The organism is Limobrevibacterium gyesilva (assembly GCF_025989185.1).
Lineage (GTDB): Bacteria > Pseudomonadota > Alphaproteobacteria > Acetobacterales > Acetobacteraceae > Limobrevibacterium > Limobrevibacterium gyesilva.
Genome location: NZ_JAPDNT010000008.1, coordinates 87,225 through 103,832 on the forward strand (window position 1 = coordinate 87,225; position 16,608 = coordinate 103,832).

The 16,608-nt window shown below is 69.5% G+C and carries 14 protein-coding genes; 12 read left to right on the plus strand and 2 right to left on the minus strand.

Annotated elements, in window-relative coordinates; translation table 11 throughout:
* Positions 1-18 precede the first annotated feature (18 nt).
* The 6 genes from OL599_RS12475 to OL599_RS12500 all read left to right on the plus strand — a co-directional run bounded on the left by OL599_RS12475 (position 19) and on the right by OL599_RS12500 (position 7,915).
* Entirely contained in the window at positions 19-2,070 is a 2,052-nt protein-coding gene (locus OL599_RS12475; protein ID WP_264714102.1) for a hydantoinase/oxoprolinase family protein, read from the plus strand.
* Positions 2,067-3,719, plus strand: a complete 1,653-nt coding sequence (locus tag OL599_RS12480; RefSeq protein WP_264714103.1) for a hydantoinase B/oxoprolinase family protein — start codon at positions 2,067-2,069, stop codon at positions 3,717-3,719. The genes OL599_RS12475 and OL599_RS12480 overlap by 4 nt, the downstream gene beginning before the upstream one ends.
* A 13-nt stretch (positions 3,720-3,732) precedes the next feature.
* Positions 3,733-4,671, plus strand: coding sequence for an ABC transporter permease (locus tag OL599_RS12485; protein WP_264714181.1), 939 nt, complete (start codon positions 3,733-3,735; stop codon positions 4,669-4,671).
* Complete coding sequence (locus tag OL599_RS12490) at positions 4,671-6,473, plus strand: dipeptide/oligopeptide/nickel ABC transporter permease/ATP-binding protein (RefSeq protein ID WP_264714104.1); 1,803 nt, start codon at positions 4,671-4,673, stop codon at positions 6,471-6,473. Before OL599_RS12485 ends, OL599_RS12490 begins: the two co-directional genes overlap by 1 nt.
* Positions 6,470-7,432, plus strand: coding sequence for an ABC transporter ATP-binding protein (locus OL599_RS12495; RefSeq protein ID WP_264714105.1), 963 nt, complete (start codon positions 6,470-6,472; stop codon positions 7,430-7,432). The genes OL599_RS12490 and OL599_RS12495 overlap by 4 nt, the downstream gene beginning before the upstream one ends.
* Positions 7,433-7,582: 150 nt before the next feature.
* Positions 7,583-7,915 (plus strand): c-type cytochrome, encoded by a 333-nt coding sequence (locus OL599_RS12500; RefSeq protein WP_264714106.1) that lies wholly within the window; start codon positions 7,583-7,585, stop codon positions 7,913-7,915.
* 66 nt (positions 7,916-7,981) lie between these two features.
* Here OL599_RS12500 and groL read toward each other — a convergent pair whose 3' ends face one another.
* Both groL and OL599_RS12510 read right to left on the minus strand, forming a co-directional pair.
* Complete coding sequence (groL, locus tag OL599_RS12505) at positions 7,982-9,604, minus strand: chaperonin GroEL (protein ID WP_264714183.1); 1,623 nt, start codon at positions 9,602-9,604, stop codon at positions 7,982-7,984.
* Positions 9,605-9,735: 131 nt separating this feature from the next.
* Positions 9,736-10,047 (minus strand): c-type cytochrome, encoded by a 312-nt coding sequence (locus OL599_RS12510; protein WP_347403205.1) that lies wholly within the window; start codon positions 10,045-10,047, stop codon positions 9,736-9,738.
* 141 nt (positions 10,048-10,188) lie between these two features.
* Here OL599_RS12510 and acsA point away from each other — a divergent pair, with 141 nt between their 5' ends.
* The 6 genes from acsA (at position 10,189) to OL599_RS12540 (ending at position 16,310) form a co-directional block, all read left to right on the plus strand.
* Entirely contained in the window at positions 10,189-12,036 is a 1,848-nt protein-coding gene (gene acsA / locus OL599_RS12515) for an acetate--CoA ligase (RefSeq protein ID WP_264714108.1), read from the plus strand.
* Positions 12,033-13,019, plus strand: coding sequence for a pyruvate dehydrogenase (acetyl-transferring) E1 component subunit alpha (pdhA, locus tag OL599_RS12520; protein WP_264714109.1), 987 nt, complete (start codon positions 12,033-12,035; stop codon positions 13,017-13,019). The genes acsA and pdhA overlap by 4 nt, the downstream gene beginning before the upstream one ends.
* A gap of 32 nt (positions 13,020-13,051) precedes the next feature.
* Positions 13,052-14,023, plus strand: a complete 972-nt coding sequence (locus OL599_RS12525; RefSeq protein ID WP_264714110.1) for an alpha-ketoacid dehydrogenase subunit beta — start codon at positions 13,052-13,054, stop codon at positions 14,021-14,023.
* Entirely contained in the window at positions 14,020-15,159 is a 1,140-nt protein-coding gene (locus tag OL599_RS12530) for a dihydrolipoamide acetyltransferase family protein (RefSeq protein WP_264714111.1), read from the plus strand. The genes OL599_RS12525 and OL599_RS12530 overlap by 4 nt, the downstream gene beginning before the upstream one ends.
* Positions 15,156-15,392: an acyl carrier protein gene (locus OL599_RS12535; protein WP_264714112.1), complete on the plus strand. Its 237-nt coding sequence runs from the start codon at positions 15,156-15,158 to the stop codon at positions 15,390-15,392. The genes OL599_RS12530 and OL599_RS12535 overlap by 4 nt, the downstream gene beginning before the upstream one ends.
* A gap of 111 nt (positions 15,393-15,503) precedes the next feature.
* A complete protein-coding gene (locus OL599_RS12540) occupies positions 15,504-16,310 on the plus strand; it encodes an Fpg/Nei family DNA glycosylase (RefSeq protein WP_264714113.1) in 807 nt (268 codons plus the stop codon).
* Positions 16,311-16,608 lie beyond the last annotated feature (298 nt).

Below are 16,608 nucleotides of genomic sequence, written 5' to 3' on the forward strand. Positions count from 1 at the left end.
TCATTGAGGGTTCAGCGAATGGTCTGGCGTATTGGCGTGGATTCCGGCGGCACGTTCACCGATGTCTGCCTGTTCGAGCAGGAAACCGGGCGCGTCGAGGTCTGGAAGGTGCCCTCCACCCCCGACGACCCGTCACGCGGCATCGCCCAGGGCATCGAGGAAGGGATCGGCCGCGTCGGCGCCGCCCCGGCCGATGTCGGCTATTTCGGCCATGGCACCACCGTCGCCACCAACGCGCTGATCCAGCATCGCGGCGTGCGCACCGGCCTCATCACCACCGACGGCTTCCGCGACCTGCTGGAGATCGGCCGGCAGAAGCGGCCCGAGCTGTACGACATGCAGGCCGACAAGCCAGAGACTCTGGTCAGCCGCGACCTGCGCCTGGAAGTGCCCGAGCGGGTCCGCCACGACGGAACGGTCGAAACCGCGCTGGACGAGGAGGCGTTGCGCGCCGCCGTGCGCCGCCTGCGCGCTGACGGCGTGAAAGCGGTGGCGGTGTGCTTCCTTTACGGCTTCGTGCGCACCGACCACGAGGAAGCGGCGATGCGCATCATCGCCGAGGAGTTCCCCGAAGCCTTCGCCTGCGCCTCGCACCAGGTCGCCCCCGAGTTCCGCGAGTTCGAGCGGCTCTCCACCGCTGTCGTGAACGCCTATCTGGGCCCGGTGATGCAGGGCTACATCCGCAAGCTCGGCGACCGCGTGCGCGGCCTCGGCGTCACCGCCACGCCGCATCTCACCCAATCCAATGGCGGCGTCATCGGCTTCGACGCGGCCGCGCGCCTGCCGGTGCGCACCGTGCTGTCGGGCCCCAGCACCGGCGTGGTCGGCGCGCAGGCGATCGGCAGGCTTGCCGGCATTCCCGACATGATCACCTTCGACATGGGCGGCACCAGCTCCGACGTGGCGCTGCTGTCCAACGGCGAATGCCGCCTGGCCAGCGAAGCGCAGGTGCACGGCTATCCCATCAAGGCGCCGATGCTGGACATCCACACCGTGGGCGCCGGCGGCGGCTCCATCGCCTATGTCGATTCCGGCGGGCTCCTGAAAGTGGGCCCGCGCAGCGCCGGCGCCGCACCCGGCCCGGTCTGCTACGACCTCGGCAATACCGAGCCCACGGTCACCGATGCCAATGTTGTGCTGCAGACGCTGAACCCGCACTACCTGCTGGGCGGCCGCATGAAGGTGCGCCAGGATCTGTCCAATGCCGCGATCGGGCGGCTCGCGGCGGAGCTGGGCATGGACACACTGGCGACCGCGCAGGGAATCCTGTCGGTGGTGACAGCGAACATGGCGAAGGCCATCCGCGTCATCTCGGTCCAGCGCGGCCACGATCCGCGCGACTACACGCTGGTCGCGTTCGGCGGCGCCGGCCCGCTGCATGCCGCGCGCCTGGCCAAGGAGCTGGACATCAGCCGCATCCTGGTGCCGCGCAACCCCGGCATCCTCTGCGCCGTGGGCCTGCTGCTGACCGACCTGCGCGCCGACTTCGCCTATACCCGCCTGACCACGTTGGGTGCCGCCGCCATTCCCCAGATTTCCGCGGCCTTCGACACGCTGCAGGCCCGCGCCGAGGCATGGTTCGCGGAGGAGCATATTCCCGCCGTCGCCCGCCGCGTCACCCGCACGGTGGACATGCGCTATGCCGGCCAGAACTACGAACTCGCAGTGCCGCTGCCGGAAGGCGAGGTCAGCCAAGCCACGCTCGACGCACTGGCCGAGGGCTTCGCCGCCGCACACAAGCGCATGTACGGCTTCATCGCCGAAGGCGAGACGGTGCAGCTCGTCACCTTCCGCGTGGAGGCGGCCGGCGTGGTGCAGAAGGCCGCGTTCAAGCCGCGGCCGGACGTGGGCCCCGATCCCTCCGCCGCCCTGATCGGCAAGCGCGACGTCTGGCTGCCGGAAGCCGGCGGCTTCGTCTCCTGCCCGGTCTACGAGCGCGACAAGCTGGACTCCGGCAACCGCATCGCCGGCCCGGCCATCGTCGAGCAGATGGACGCCACCACCGTGATCCTGCCGGGCATGGTCGCGCGCGTCGAACCCTACATGAACCTGATCCTGGAGGCAGCATGAGCACCGCGCTCGCGCCGGCGTCCGCGCCCGCGATCGACCCCATCACCGTCGAGGTGATCGGCAGCGCCTTCGCCTCGATCGCCGAGGAGATGGGCGAGGCGCTGGTCCGCGCCAGCTATTCCACCAACATCAAGGAACGCCGCGACTGCTCCACGGCGCTGTTCGACACCGCGGGGAACACGCTGTGCCAGGCCGAGCACATCCCCATGCACCTGGGCAGCTTCATCGGCATCCTGCCGCATATCCTCAAGCGGCATCCGCTGGAGCAGATGCGCCCCGGCGACGTGTTCGTGGGCAACGACGCCTATGAAGGCGGCGGCACGCATCTGCCCGACATCGTGCTGGCCGAGCCGATCTTCGTCGATGGCAGCATCGTCGGCTGGGCGGTCAACACCGCGCACCACGCCGACTTCGCCGATCGCGGCCACGCCCATATCTACCAGGAAGGCCTGCGCATCCCGCCGATCCGCCTGTACCGCGCGGGCGAGCTGCAGGCCGACGTGCAGGAGCTGATCCTGCTCAACTGCCAGGTGCCGCGCGAACGCCTGTCCGACCTGCGCGCGCAGATGGCCGCCAACCGCATGGGCGTGGAGCGCATGCAGGCGCTGTGCGCGAAATACGGCAGCGCCACCGTGCTGGCCGCCGGCCGCGCGCTGCAGGACTATGCCGAACGCAAGATGCGCGCCGGCATCGCCGCCATCCCCGACGGCACCTATCGCTTCGCCGACCGCTTCGACAATCCGGAGCTGGACGGCGAGCTCGAATTCGCCTGCGAGATCACCGTCGCCGGCGACACGATGCACCTGCATTTCGACAGCCCGCCGCAGGTGCGCGCCGGCCTCAACATGGTCTATACCGCGCTGCTTTCCACGGTCTACTACGCCGTGAAAACGGTGGTGGACCCGACCATCCTGCCGAATGCCGGCCTCGCGCGGCCGCTGACGGTGACGGCGCCGGAAGGCACCGTGCTCAACTGCAGCCACCCCGCCGCGGTGAACGGCCGTGTCGCCACCTGCCAGCGCGTGGTCGACCTGATCCACGGCGCGCTGGCCCAGGCGGTGCCCGATCGCGTCATCGCCGCCTGCAACGGCTCCTGCGCCTCGGCCACCTTCATCGGCACGAGCCCCAAGGACGGCAGTCTCTGGGTGTACCTGGAGACGATCGGCGGCGGCTCCGGCGCACGCGCCACCAAGGACGGGCTGGACGGCGTGCACGTCCACCTCACCAACACCTCGAACCTGCCGGCCGAGGCGCTGGAGCTGGAATACCCGCTGACCTTGCTGCGCTACGAGCTGGTGGACGGGTCCGGCGGCCCTGGCGCGCAGCGTGGCGGCATGGGGCTGCGGCGCGTCTACCGTGCCGAAGCCGAGTGCCGGCTGCGCGTCGATGGCTCGCGGCTGCGCTCGGCGCCATGGGGGCTGAACGGCGGCCTGGAAGGCGGGAAGGGCACGTTCGTCTACGGCGACGGCGTCACCCCGTTCGACCACGGCAACGGCGTGCTGAAGCCCGGCCAGATCGTCGAGATCATCACGCCTGGGGCCGGCGGCTATGGTCCGCCGTCGAAGCGCGACCCGGCCGCGGTGAAGCGCGATCTGGCGGAAGGCCGGATCGACGCCGAAACCGTGCGTCGCGTCTACGGGATGAGCTGATCCCTTGGCCTGGGTGCTGAGGCGGATCGGCGTGTCCATCGTCCTGGTCTGGGTGGTCGCCACCGTCGTGTTCATGGCGATCCATCTGGTTCCGGGCGATCCCGCCGAGCTTCTGCTCTCGCAGGGCGGCGCCGCGCCCGATCCGGGCGTGGTCGCCGACCTGCGCACCCAGCTCGGGCTCGATCGGCCCCTGCTCGCGCAATATGCCGACTACATGCTGCGGCTGCTGCACGGCGATCTCGGCCAGTCCATGCAGGACGACAGCCCGGTGACCGCCGAGATCGTCCGTCGCCTGCCGCGCACGCTGGAGCTGCTGCTGGTCGCCGCCCTGTTCAGCGTCGCCGTGGGCCTGCCCGCGGGCACGGCGGCGGCGATGCGGCGCGGCAGCGCGTTCGACCGCATCAGCTCCGCCACGGCCGGGCTGGCCCTGGCGGTGCCGGTCTTCGTGCTGGGCACGCTGATGGTGATGCTGTTCGCGCAGATGCTGCGCTGGGTGCCCGCCGGCGGCTATGTCGCCTTCGCCCGCGACCCGCTGCAGCATCTGCTGCTGCTGTCCATGCCGGGCCTGACCATCGGTGTCGGCCTCGCCGCCGTGGTGTTCCGCATGACCCGCGCGGCGGTGCTGGACGTGATGCTGCGCGACTACGTGCGCACCGCCCGCGCCAAGGGCGTCGCGCAACGGCGCATCCTGCTGCGCCATGTCGTGCGCACGGCGCTGATGCCGGTGGTGACGGTGCTGGCGCTGCATCTGGGCACGCTGCTGGGTGGCACGGTGCTGGTGGAATACGTGTTCAACTGGCCCGGCCTGTCCGGCCTGCTGGTCAGCGCCGTGAACGCGCGCGACTATCCGGAGGTGGTGGGAATCGTGCTGGTCATCTCCGTGCTGTTCGTAGCGCTCAATCTCGCCGTGGACATCCTCTACGGCGTGCTCGACCCGCGCGTGCGCCGCTGATGAAGCGCCTGCCATGGCCCGCTTTCGCCGGCGTGGGCGTGATCGCGCTGCTGGCCCTTGCCGCCCCGGTGCTGGGGCTGGGCAATCCCGTCACCATGGATGTCGCGCACCGGCTGGCCGGCCCGTCGGCCGCGCACTGGCTCGGCCAGGACGAATTCGGCCGCGACGTGCTGACCCGCCTCGTTTGGGGCGCGCGGGTCTCGTTGTCGGTTGCCTTCGCCGCCTCGGCGCTGGCCTGCGTCATCGGCACCGCGCTCGGCGTGCTCGGCGGCTTCCTGCGCGGGATCGTCGAGATGCTGACGCTGCGCTCGATCGACGTGCTGCTGTGCTTCCCGCCGCTGCTGCTGGCGCTGCTGGTGGTCACCCTGGCCGGCCCCGGCGCTACCACGCTGATCCCAGTCCTCGCGCTGGTCTATCTGCCGGGCTTCACCCGCGTCGCCTATGCCGGTGTGCTCACCGCCCGCTCGCAGGACTACGTGGAGGCGATGCGCGTGCTGGGGGCAGGGAAGGGGCGCATCATGCTGCGCACCATCCTGCCGAATATCGGCGGCCCCGTGCTGGTGCAGTTCAGCCTCGCCGCCGCCTCCGCGGTGGTGCTGGAATCCGGCCTGTCCTTCCTCGGCCTGGGCGTGGTGCCGCCGGCTCCCTCCTGGGGGCTGATGATCGGCGCGGCGCGGGCGACCATGGTGCAGGCGCCGCTGCTGCTGCTATGGCCGTGCCTCGCGCTCACGCTGACCATCCTGGCCATGAACGCGCTGTGCGACGGGCTGCGCGACGCGGTCGATCCGCACCCGGCCTATCGCACAGGCCGCCGGCGCATGCTGGACCTGCTGGCACCCGGCCTGTTGCCGCAGGAGCGCGCCGTGCTGGACCTGCGCGGCCTCACCGTGGCGATTGACACGCCCGCCGGCCCCATCCAGCCTGTGCGCGACGTGTCCCTGCAACTCTTCCCCGGCGAGACGCTGGCGCTGGTGGGCGAGAGCGGGTCCGGCAAGTCGCTCACCAGCCTCGCCGTCACCGGCCTGCTGCCCGGCGCCGCGCGTGTTGCTGCCGGCGCCGCCTGGCTGGACGGCACCGACTTGGTGCGCCTGCCGGAGGAGAAACTGCGCCTGCTGCGCGGCCGTACCATGGCGATGATCTTCCAGGACCCCTCCAGCAGCCTGAACCCCGTGCACCGCGTCGGCCACCAGATCGCCGAAGCGATCCAGGCGCATCGCCGCATGGCCCCGGGCGAGCCTGTGGAATTGCTGCGCCGTGTCGGCATCCCCGATCCTGAGCGCCGCGTCCGCGCCTTCCCGCACGAGCTCTCCGGCGGCATGCGCCAGCGCGTGATGATCGCCATCGCCATCGCCAACGGCCCGCGCCTGCTGATCGCCGACGAGCCCACCACGGCGCTGGACGTCACCATCCAGGCGCAGGTGCTGGACCTGCTGGCCGAGTTCAAGCGGCAATCCCGCCTGTCGCTGCTGTTCATCACCCACAGCCTGCCGGTAGTGGCCGAGATCGCCGACCGCGTGGCGGTGATGTACGCCGGCGAGATCGTCGAGCAGGGCCCCATGGCCGAGGTCTTCGCCCGCCCGCTGCACCCCTACACCGCCGCCTTGCTGCGCAGCGCCCCGGTCGAGGACGGGCCGCCGCCCGAAGGCATCCCCGGCGTGGTGCCACCGCCGCACGCACTGCCGCCAGGCTGCACCTTTGCGCCCCGCTGCCCGAAGCGCGTCCCGGCCTGCGAGGCCGCGCACCCGGCGCTGGTGCAGGTGGCACCCGGCCGCCAGACCCGCTGCATCCGGTGGGACGCATGAACGCGCCCCTCGTCCGCGCCGATAGCCTGACCCGGCATTTCGGCACCGCCGGCCTGTTCGGCCGCGGCCGCCCCGTGCAGGCGGTCACCGAAGTGTCGCTGTCCATCGCCCGCGGCGAGGCTGTCGGCCTCGTCGGCGAAAGCGGCTCCGGCAAGAGCACGGTCGGCCGCCTGCTGCTGGGCCTGCTGCCGGCCACCTCCGGCCGTGCGCTGTTCGACGGCACCGACCTCGCCCAGGCGAAGCCGGCCGAGCTGCGCGCCCTGCGCCGGCGCATGCAGCTGGTGTTCCAGGACCCCTATGGCAGCCTCGATCCGCGCCGCACCGTCGGCGCGCAGATCGCGGACGCGCTGGTGATCCACGGCATCGTTCCGCCCCCCGCGCGCGCCGCCCGCGTCGCCGCGTTGCTGGAACAGGTCGGCCTCGCGCCCGAGCACGCCCAGCGCTATCCGCACGAGTTCAGCGGCGGCCAGCGCCAGCGCGTCGGCATCGCCCGTGCCTTGGCGACCGGCCCCGACTTCCTGGTGGCGGACGAGCCGGTGTCGGCGCTGGACGTCTCCGTGCAGGCGCAGGTGCTGGCGCTGCTGGCCGACCTGCGCACGCGGCTGGGGCTGGCGATGCTGTTCATCAGCCACGACCTGCCGGTGGTCCGCCATCTCTGCGACCGCGTGGCGGTGATGTATCTGGGCCGGGTCATGGAGGAGGGGCCGGTGGCCCAGGTCTTCGCGTCCCCCCGCCACCCCTACACCCGCGCGCTGCTGTCCGCCGCACCCAGCCTGCACGCCCGGCACCGGCGCACCCGGATCCTGCTGCAAGGCGAACCGCCCAGCCCGGCCGACCCGCCCTCCGGCTGCGTGTTCCGCACCCGCTGCCCCTACGCCCTGCCGGCCTGCGCCGAACAGATCCCGGCCCTGCAAGGCACCGAACACCGCGTGGCCTGCATCCGCGACGACATTGATTAGCGCGGGCTGAGCGGGTCGCCCCGTTGGATGGCCGTTTCGCTGCCGGGGCGACACGCGCACCGGATGCCCGTTCGATGGGTCTTTCCCGACTTATACGGTTCTGATCACGTCGCGCACGACGCCCAACGCCACAAGATGTAGGCTGGCGACATGGCCACCACGGCGATCCGCTCGGCAGCGTTGGCGATTGTCCTCGGCTCCGGGCTGCTTGGCGGCCGCTGCCTGGCCCAGCCCGCTTCCATCTCGGAAGGCTATCGGCTCGCCGCCGCGCTCTGCGCGCGCTGCCACGTGATTGTGGCAAGCGGGTCCGGCTCCTGGACCGACGCGCCTGCCTTCGAGAGTGTCGCCAACCGTCCGGACATGACCCCGGGATGGCTCGTGGCGTTCATCCAGAAGCCGCATTTGCATATGATCACCGACATCTACACGCCGGCGCAGGCGAGCAGCATCGCATCCTACATCCTGAGCCTGCGTCGGAACTGATGCCATCCAGCCGGGCGTGAGCCATGTGGCTCGAAGCTCCTCGCCTCCGCGCGATGGCCCGTGCGCCTAGATGCCAATCTCCGGCTCCATCTCGCGCTCCTTCCTGGGCTCGGGGATCTCCGTCATCGTCGCTTCGGTGAGCAACAGCACACTCGCCACCGATACCGCATTCTCCAGGGCGATGCGCACCACCTTGGTCGGATCGACGATGCCGGCTTCGACCAGGTCGACATACTCCTTGCGTGCCGCATCGAAACCATAGGCTCCCTGTCCCGCCAGCATGCGCGCAACCACCACCCCGCCATCAACCGCCGAGTTCTCCGCGATCTGACGGGCCGGCCCCTCCAGCGCGCGCCGGAGAATCTGTACCCCCGTCCGCTCGTCGCCATCGCATTTGGTTTCTTCCCTGGCGAGCACATCAACGCAGCGGAGCAATGCGAGGCCGCCGCCTGGCACGATGCCCTCGGCCACCGCGGCCTTGGTTGCGCTGATCGCGTCGTCGAGCGCCTCCTTGCGCGACTTCATCTCCGCCTCCGTCGGCGCGCCGACGCGGATCACCGCAACGCCGCCCGCAAGCTTCGCCAGCCGCTCCTGCAGCTTCTCGCGGTCATAGTCGGATGTCGTCTCCTCGATCTGCCTGCGGATCTGGTTGCACCGTCCGTCGATGTCGGCCTTCTTGCCGCCGCCGCTGACAATCGTCGTGTCCTCATTGCTGACGACCACCCGCTTCGCCGTGCCGAGCACCTCGATGGTCGCGTTCTCAAGCTTGATGCCAACCTCTTCGCAGATCATCTGGCCACCGGTAAGGCTGGCGAGGTCCTCAAGCATCGCCCTTCGGCGATCGCCGAAACCAGGCGCCTTGACCGCGACCACCTTCAGCCCGCCGCGCAGCTTGTTCACGACCAGCGTGGCGAGTGCCTCGCCCTCGACGTCTTCCGCAACAATCAGCAGCGGGCGGCCGGATCGCACGATCGCTTCCAGGAGTGGCAGCACCGGCTGCAGCCCGGACAGCTTCTTCTCATGGATCAGGATGTAGGGATCCTCGAGCTCAGCGATCATCTTCTCGGCATTAGTAATGAAATAGGGCGAGATATAGCCACGGTCGAACTGCATGCCCTCGACCACTTCCAGCGCGGTCTCCGTGGTCTTCGACTCCTCCACGGTGATCACACCCTCGCCGCCCACCTTCTCCATGGCTTCGGCGACAAGCTCGCCGATGGCAGGATCGTTATGCGCCGAGATCGTCGCCACCTGGGCCTTCTCCTTGCGGGTCCGCACCTCGCGCGACATGGCGCGCAGCGCGTCGATCGCGGCCTTTGCCGCACGATCCAGCCCGCGCTTGAGGTCGATCGCGCTGGCGCCGGCGACCACATTGCGCACCCCGTCGGCGAAGATCGCATGCGCCAGGATCGTCGCCGTGCTGGTGCCGTCGCCCACGCTGTCGCCGGTCTTCTCGGCCGCCTGCCGCAACATCTGCGCGCCAAGATTCTCCTCGGGGTCCTTGAGGTCGAACTCCTTGGCGATCGTCACGCCGTCATTGCAGACAATCGGCGTGCCCCAACTCTTCTGGATCAGCACCGATTTGGACTTCGGGCCCAATGTCACCCGTACTGCGTCGCAGAGCAGCGCGGCCCCGCGCAAGAGCTTTTCGCGAGCCGATGCACGGAACAGCACTTGCTTATGCGTCACGGAATGGCCTCCTCTCCCACGCGTCGCAGCGCTGCGCCGGCGATCCAAGCCTGCGCCATCATTGTTGATTTACATATCACCGACCGGCTGCGCCGGCATTGATCCAGGTCAATCAGGCCGTGCGCGGGGGCTCACGCGTGGCGCAGGCTGAGGATATAGGCGATGAGATCGTCGATCTCGCCCGGCTTGAGGATCAGATTGGGCATCCGGCTATGCGGCGTCTGCAGAAACGCCCGCAGCGCCAGCGGTGTGGTCGACGGCATGCGCGCGATGGCGGCAAATGTCGGAACGTCATTGCCGACACGCTGCGGCGTCGGGCCGATGATGTGGCACGTGCTGCACGACGCCTCGGCCAGGCGCCGGCCCGCCGCAACGTCGCCGGTCTCCTGACAGGCCGAGGGCCGCGCGAAGGCGGTCAGCAGGATTGCGCTCAGCAGCTGCATGCCGCGCAACCCGGTCCGGCGACCGCTATCCGCGCTGTGCGTCATGTGCGGCTCGGCCCTCCCGCAACAATGCAGTCAACGTGGCGACTCATGCCTCCTGGTCGTTGATCTGAATCAATACACCCGGCGGCGGCCCACCCTATGTTAAAAACGCATCAGCACCGGCAGACAAAGGAGACCGATCGTGTCCCAGCCGGCGGCCGGCCGCGCCCTTCTTGCCGACCTCTATCCACGGATCGTCAAGCCGGTCGGCACGCTGGTCGTGCCGCCCAATCTGGCCGACTACCAGCGTGTCCGCAGCGAGTTCACCTGGCAGGGGGGCGCGCGCTGCTGGATGGACTGCCCGGTGGTCATGGACTCAACATCGCTCACGAAGCGGTTGATCGTCACGCCGAAGGGCCACGTGCGGATCGTCATGCGCTGCGCTGGATCGGTCGTCGCGGCGACCGCCGGGTCCTCACATATCGCGACCTGAAGATAGCGACCAACCAGTTCGCGAACGCCCTCCGCGGCCTTGGCGCACGCGAAGGCGACAGCGTGTTCGTCCTGTCAGGGCGGATTCCCGAGCTCTACATCGCGGTACTTGGGGCCTTGAAAGCGAAATGCGTCGTCTCGCCGCTGTTCTCGGCATTCGGTCCGGAACCTGTCGCGACGCGGCTTGCCATCGGCGCAGGCCGCTTCCTGGTCACCACCGAACCGCTGTATCGCCGCAAGATCGAAGCGCTCCGCACCGGCCTGCCGAAGCTGCAGCATGTGATCCTGATTCCCGAAGGGACTGCCTCGACCGATATCGCCGGCACGCTCGACTGGTCCCGCCTGGTCGAAGCGCAAAGCCCTGATTTCACCATCCCGCCAACGGATCCCGAGGCGCCGGCGCTGCTGCATTTCACCAGCGGCACGACCGGCCGGCCGAAGGGCGCGATCCATGTGCATGAAGCGGTGGTGACCCACCACGTCACCGGCCGTTACGCGCTCGATCTGCACGACGACGACATCTTCTGGTGCACCGCCGATCCCGGCTGGGTCACCGGAACCAGCTACGGGATCATCGCGCCGCTGACCAACGGCGTCACCAGCGTCGTGGCCGAGGCCGAGTTCGACGCCGAAACCTGGTACGGCATCCTGCAGGCGGAACGCGTCAGCGTCTGGTACACGGCGCCGACCGCCATTCGCATGATGATGAAGCTCGGCACCGACGCCTTGCGCGGCTTCGACCTTTCCGCGCTGCGCTTCCTGGCCAGCGTCGGCGAGCCGCTCAATCCGGAGGCGGTGGTCTGGGGCCAGCACGCGTTCGGCCGCCCGTTCCACGACAACTGGTGGCAGACCGAAACCGGCGGGATCATGATCGCCAATTTCGCGGCGATGGACGTGAAGCCCGGATCGATGGGACGGCCGTTGCCAGGCATCGACGCGGCCATCGTCCGGCGCGCGGCCGACGGCAGCGTCACGCCGATCGACCAACCGATGGTCGAAGGCGAACTCGCACTCAAGGCCGGCTGGCCGTCGATGATGCGCGGCTACCTCAACGAGGAGGCGCGCTATCGCAAATGCTTCGCCGGCAAGTGGTATCTTCCCGGCGACCTCGCGATGCGCGACGCCGAGGGCTACTACTGGTTCGTCGGCCGTGCCGACGACGTGATCAAGTCCTCCGGCCACCTGATCGGGCCGTTCGAGGTCGAGAGCACGCTGATGGAACATCCGGCCGTCGCCGAGGCGGGCGTGATCGGCAAGCCCGATCCGATGGCAGGCGAGATCGTCAAGGCGTTCGTCGCGCTGAATCCAGGGTTCGCACCGTCGGAGGCATTGCGCCGTGACTTGCTCGGCCACGCGCGCAAACGGCTGGGGGCGGTGGTGGCGCCGAAAGAGATCGACTTCTGCCCCGGCCTGCCGCGCACGCGCAGCGGCAAGATCATGCGCCGCCTGCTCAAGGCTCGCGAGCTCGGCCTGCCGGAAGGCGATCTCTCCACCCTGGAAAGCGACGCACGATGACCGAGAAAGTGCATCTCGACCACGCGCATGGCCGCAGCCTGCTCACGTCCATGCTGCGCATCCGCCGGTTCGAAGAGAAATGCTTCGAACTCTACCAGAGCGAAAAGATCCGCGGCTTCATGCATCTCTACGATGGCGAGGAGGCTGTCTCGGTCGGCATCATCGCGGCGTTGCGGCCGGAAGACGCCATCGTCGCCACCTATCGCGAGCACGGCCAGGCGCTGGCGCGCGGGATCGGCATGGACGCGCTGATGGCCGAGCTCTACGGCAAGCAGCAGGGCTGCTGCCGTGGCCGTGGCGGCTCGATGCACGTCTTCAGCCGCGCGGCGCGATTCTACGGCGGCAACGCCATCGTGGCCGGCGGCCTGCCGCTGGCCGTCGGCATCGCGATGGGCGACAAGATGCAGGGGCGCAACGCCGTGACCGCCTGCTTCTTCGGCGACGGCGCGGTCGACGAAGGCGCGTTCCACGAGAGCATGAACCTCGCCTCGCTCTGGAACCTGCCGGTCCTGTTCGTCTGCGAGAACAACCTCTACGCCATGGGCATGGCCCTGGAACGCGCCGAGGCGGAGACGGACATCGCCCGCAAGGCCGCCGGCTACCGCGTGGCGAGCGAGGCGGTGGACGGCATGAACGTCGTCGCCGCGGAAGTGGCGGCGCGGCGGGCGATCGCGCAGATCCGCGAGACGGGCAAGCCCTTCCTGCTGGAATGCCGCACCTACCGCTTCCGCGCGCATTCGATGTTCGATGCGCAACTCTATCGCAGCAAGGAAGAGATCGAGACCTGGCGCAAGAAGGACCCGGTTCAACAATTGCAGTCATGGCTGCAGCAGGCCGGCCTGCTGCATGCCGACGAAATCGCCCGGATCGAGGCCGACATCGCCGCCGAGATCGACGCGGCCGTCGCTTTCGCCGAGGCCGGCACCTGGGAGCCGGTCGAGGACCTGGAGCGCTTCACCCTCATGGACAAGGTGCCGCAATGAGCGCCTCAGCGAGCGTGCCGATGCCGCAAGCCATGACGTACCGCGAGGCATGCAAGCAGGCGATCCGCGCCGCCATCATCGCCGACCCGCGTGTGTTCCTCATGGGCGAGGACGTCGCGCGCTACGGCGGCTGCTACGCGGTGACCAAGGGTCTGGCCGGCGAACTGGGCGAGGAGCGGATTCGCGACACGCCGCTCTCCGAGGTCGGCTTCGTCGGCGCCGGGATCGGTGCGGCGATTGCAGGGATGCGCCCGATCATCGAGATCATGACAGTGAATTTCAGCCTTCTGGCACTGGACCAGATCGTCAACAACGCCGCGACCATCGCGCATATGTCGGGCGGCCAGTTCGCCGTGCCGCTGGTGATCAGCATGTCCACCGGCGCCGGCCGCCAGCTTGCCGCGCAACATTCGCACAGCCTGGAAGGCTGGTACGCGCACATCCCCGGCCTGAAAGTGTTGGCCCCCGCAACCGTCGAGGATGCCCGGCACATGCTGCAGCCCGCGCTCGACGATCCCAATCCGGTGCTGATCTTCGAGCATGTGATGCTGTACAACCGCGAAGACGTCCTGGATCCGAACGTGACCGAAGTGGACATCGTCTCGGCGAAGATCCGCCGCCCGGGCCGCGACATCACGCTGGTCACCTATGGCGGCAGCCTGTTCAAGACTCTCGAAGCAGCAACGGCCCTGCAGCAGGACGGCATCGAGGCGGAGGTGATCGACCTGCGCGTCCTGCGCCCGCTGGACATGGCCACCGTGATCGCCTCGGTCGCCCGCACGCGGCGGCTGGTGATCGTCGACGAAGGCTGGAAGTCCGGCTCCCTGTCTGCCGAGATCGCGACCCGCGTCGTCGAGGAGGCGTTCTTCGAACTCGACGCGCCGATCCGTCGCGTCTGCGCGCGCGAGGTGCCGATTCCCTATGCGGCGCATCTCGAACAGGCCGCCCTGCCGCAAACCGCCGCCATCGTCGCCGCGGCGCGGGGGCTGGTGAGGGGTGCATGACCGACTTCCGCATGCCCTCGCTCGGCGCCGACATGGAGGCGGGCACGCTGGTCGAATGGCGGGTCAAGCCCGGCGCAACCGTGAAGCGTGGCGATGTCGTCGCGGTGGTGGAGACGCAGAAGGGCGCCATCGAGATCGAGATCTTCAACGAAGGCCTGGTGTCGGAGATTGTCGTGCCGGTGGGCGGGCGCGTTCCCGTCGGCACCGTGCTCGCGCGGCTGGAAGGCGCGGCGGGCGCGCGTGAGCCGGCGGCCCCGCCACCGCTCCCGCCGCCGGCGCCACCCGTGTCCGCGCTTCCGGTCACGCCCGGCCGCCCGCGCATTTCACCCGCCGCCCGGCGCCTTGCCGCGGCGCGCGGCATCGATATCCAGCGCGTGGCGGGAACCGGGCCGGCCGGCGCGATCACCGTGGCCGACGTGGAAGCGGTCAGCCCCGCCCCGGGCGCGATGCCGCCGCAACGGCCCGGCTTCGATCCCGCGGCCATGCGCCAGGCCATCGCCGCGGCAATGAGCCGCTCCAAGCGCGAAATCCCGCACTACTACCTGAGCCAGACCGTGGACGCCTCGGCGGCGCTGGCCCGGCTGGAGCGGATGAATCGCGAGCGCCCGCCGCCCGAACGCCTGCTGCCGGCGGCACTGTTCCTGCGCGCAACCGCCCTGGCGGTGGCGAAGACGCCGGAGCTGAACGGCGTCTGGGAGGACGGGCGCTTCCGCCCGGGCGACGGCGTGCATATCGGCTGGGCCATCGCCCTGCGCGGCGGCGGCCTGGTGGCGCCGGCGATCCGCAACGCCGATCGCCGCCCGCTCGATGACCTGATGGCGGCACTGCGCGACCTCGTTCTGCGCGCGCGCAGCTTCGCTTTGCGCAGCTCCGAGCTGAGCGACCCGACGATCACCGTCACCAGCCTCGGCGATCGCGGGGCGGACGCCGTGTTGCCCATCATCTACCCCCCGCAGGTGGCGATGATCGGCATCGGCCGCATCGTCACCCGCCCCTGGGTGATCGACGGCACACTCGGCCCGCGCCCGATCGTCGCGATCACACTGGCTGGCGATCATCGCGCCAGCGATGGCCATCGGGGCGGGCTGCTGCTGGCAGAGATCGACCGCCTGTTGCAGGAGGCGGAGACGCTATGAACGCAGCCGAGGCGAAGCGCCTGGTGTTCGACGTGCTGTCCCGCATCGCCCCGGAAGCGGATCTCGCGGTCCTGCCCGGCGCGGCGCATATGCGCGAGGAGCTCGATCTTGATTCGATGGACTTCCTCAACTTCATTTCCGCCCTGCACGAACGCACGCGGGTCGACATTCCCGAGGCGGACTACCCGAAGTTGTTCACGCTGGACGGCGCCGTCGCCTATCTCAGCCGCTGACGGCGGATGCCGGGCACGACACCGCCCGGGAAAAAGCCGCGTGGCAAGGTAATCAACCGGCTCGTCGCCCGAACCTGGAACCCTGACAACTTCCCGCAACGGAGAGCGCGCATGCCCGAACTGCCGGATGTCGAGATCTTCAGGCGGCTGGTGCAACGGCACGGAGTCGGCCACCTCATCTCCCACGTGGCCGTCCACGACCCCGACAGCCTGGAGGGCGCGTCCGCCGCGTCGCTGCAGCGGCGGCTGAACGGCAAGCGCCTGCATTCGTGCCGGCGTCACGGCAAGCACCTGTTCATCGATATCGCCGACGCCGGCGCGCTCGCCATGCATTTCGGCACCAACGGCTCGCTGCAACACCTCGGGCGGGACCAGGCCGACCCGCCCTCCGTCCGGCTGAGCCTCGATCTCGCCGATGACGGTCGCCTGGCCTACGTCAATCCAAGGCGCATCGGCCGCGTGCGCCTGGTGGACAGCACCGAAGCCTTCATCGCCGAATCGCAACTGGGGCCCGACGCGCTCGATCCCGCATTCGATGCGGCGGAATTCGCGGCTTCCCTTGCCGGCCGCAAGCAGGCGATCAAGGCGGTCCTGATGGACCAGACGCGCATGGCCGGGATCGGCAACATCTATGCGGACGAGATCCTGTTCCAGGCCCGTTTGCACCCCGACACACCCGCCGCGACAGTGGATCGCGCCGCGACGCGCCGCCTGTTCGACGCGATGCGGTTTGTGCTGCAGACGGCGATCGATTGCGGCGCGGGGGCCGAGGCCTTCACCGATCGCCTGCCGCCCGGGTTCCTGCTGCCTCAGCGTCACGCCGGCGGTCACTGCCCACGCTGCGGCACAGCGCTCCAGGTCGACAGGCGCGGCGGCCGCACGGGCTACCACTGCCCGGCCTGCCAGCCGGGCGGCTGATGGCGCCGCGGCCATGGATGATCCGGGTCAATGCGGCCCATCGGCACCCCGGCCGGCGCCGGCCGGTCCGTCCGCCGGTCAGGCGGCCTGGATATGCATCCCGGGCGCGCTGCTGAAAATCGGGCGGGTGGCGGAAGGCGCCAGCGCCGCCGCCAGTACGGCCGCAATCGCCAGCGCGAACATCAGGGCGATCGACCTCGACATGTCTGACATCTGATTCGGATCCCCTTGGTTCGGGCAGGCGCCTCTCGTGGACCGTCCGTCGCGCCCGCCCGTCGCGGGATCTGGCGGCACCGCA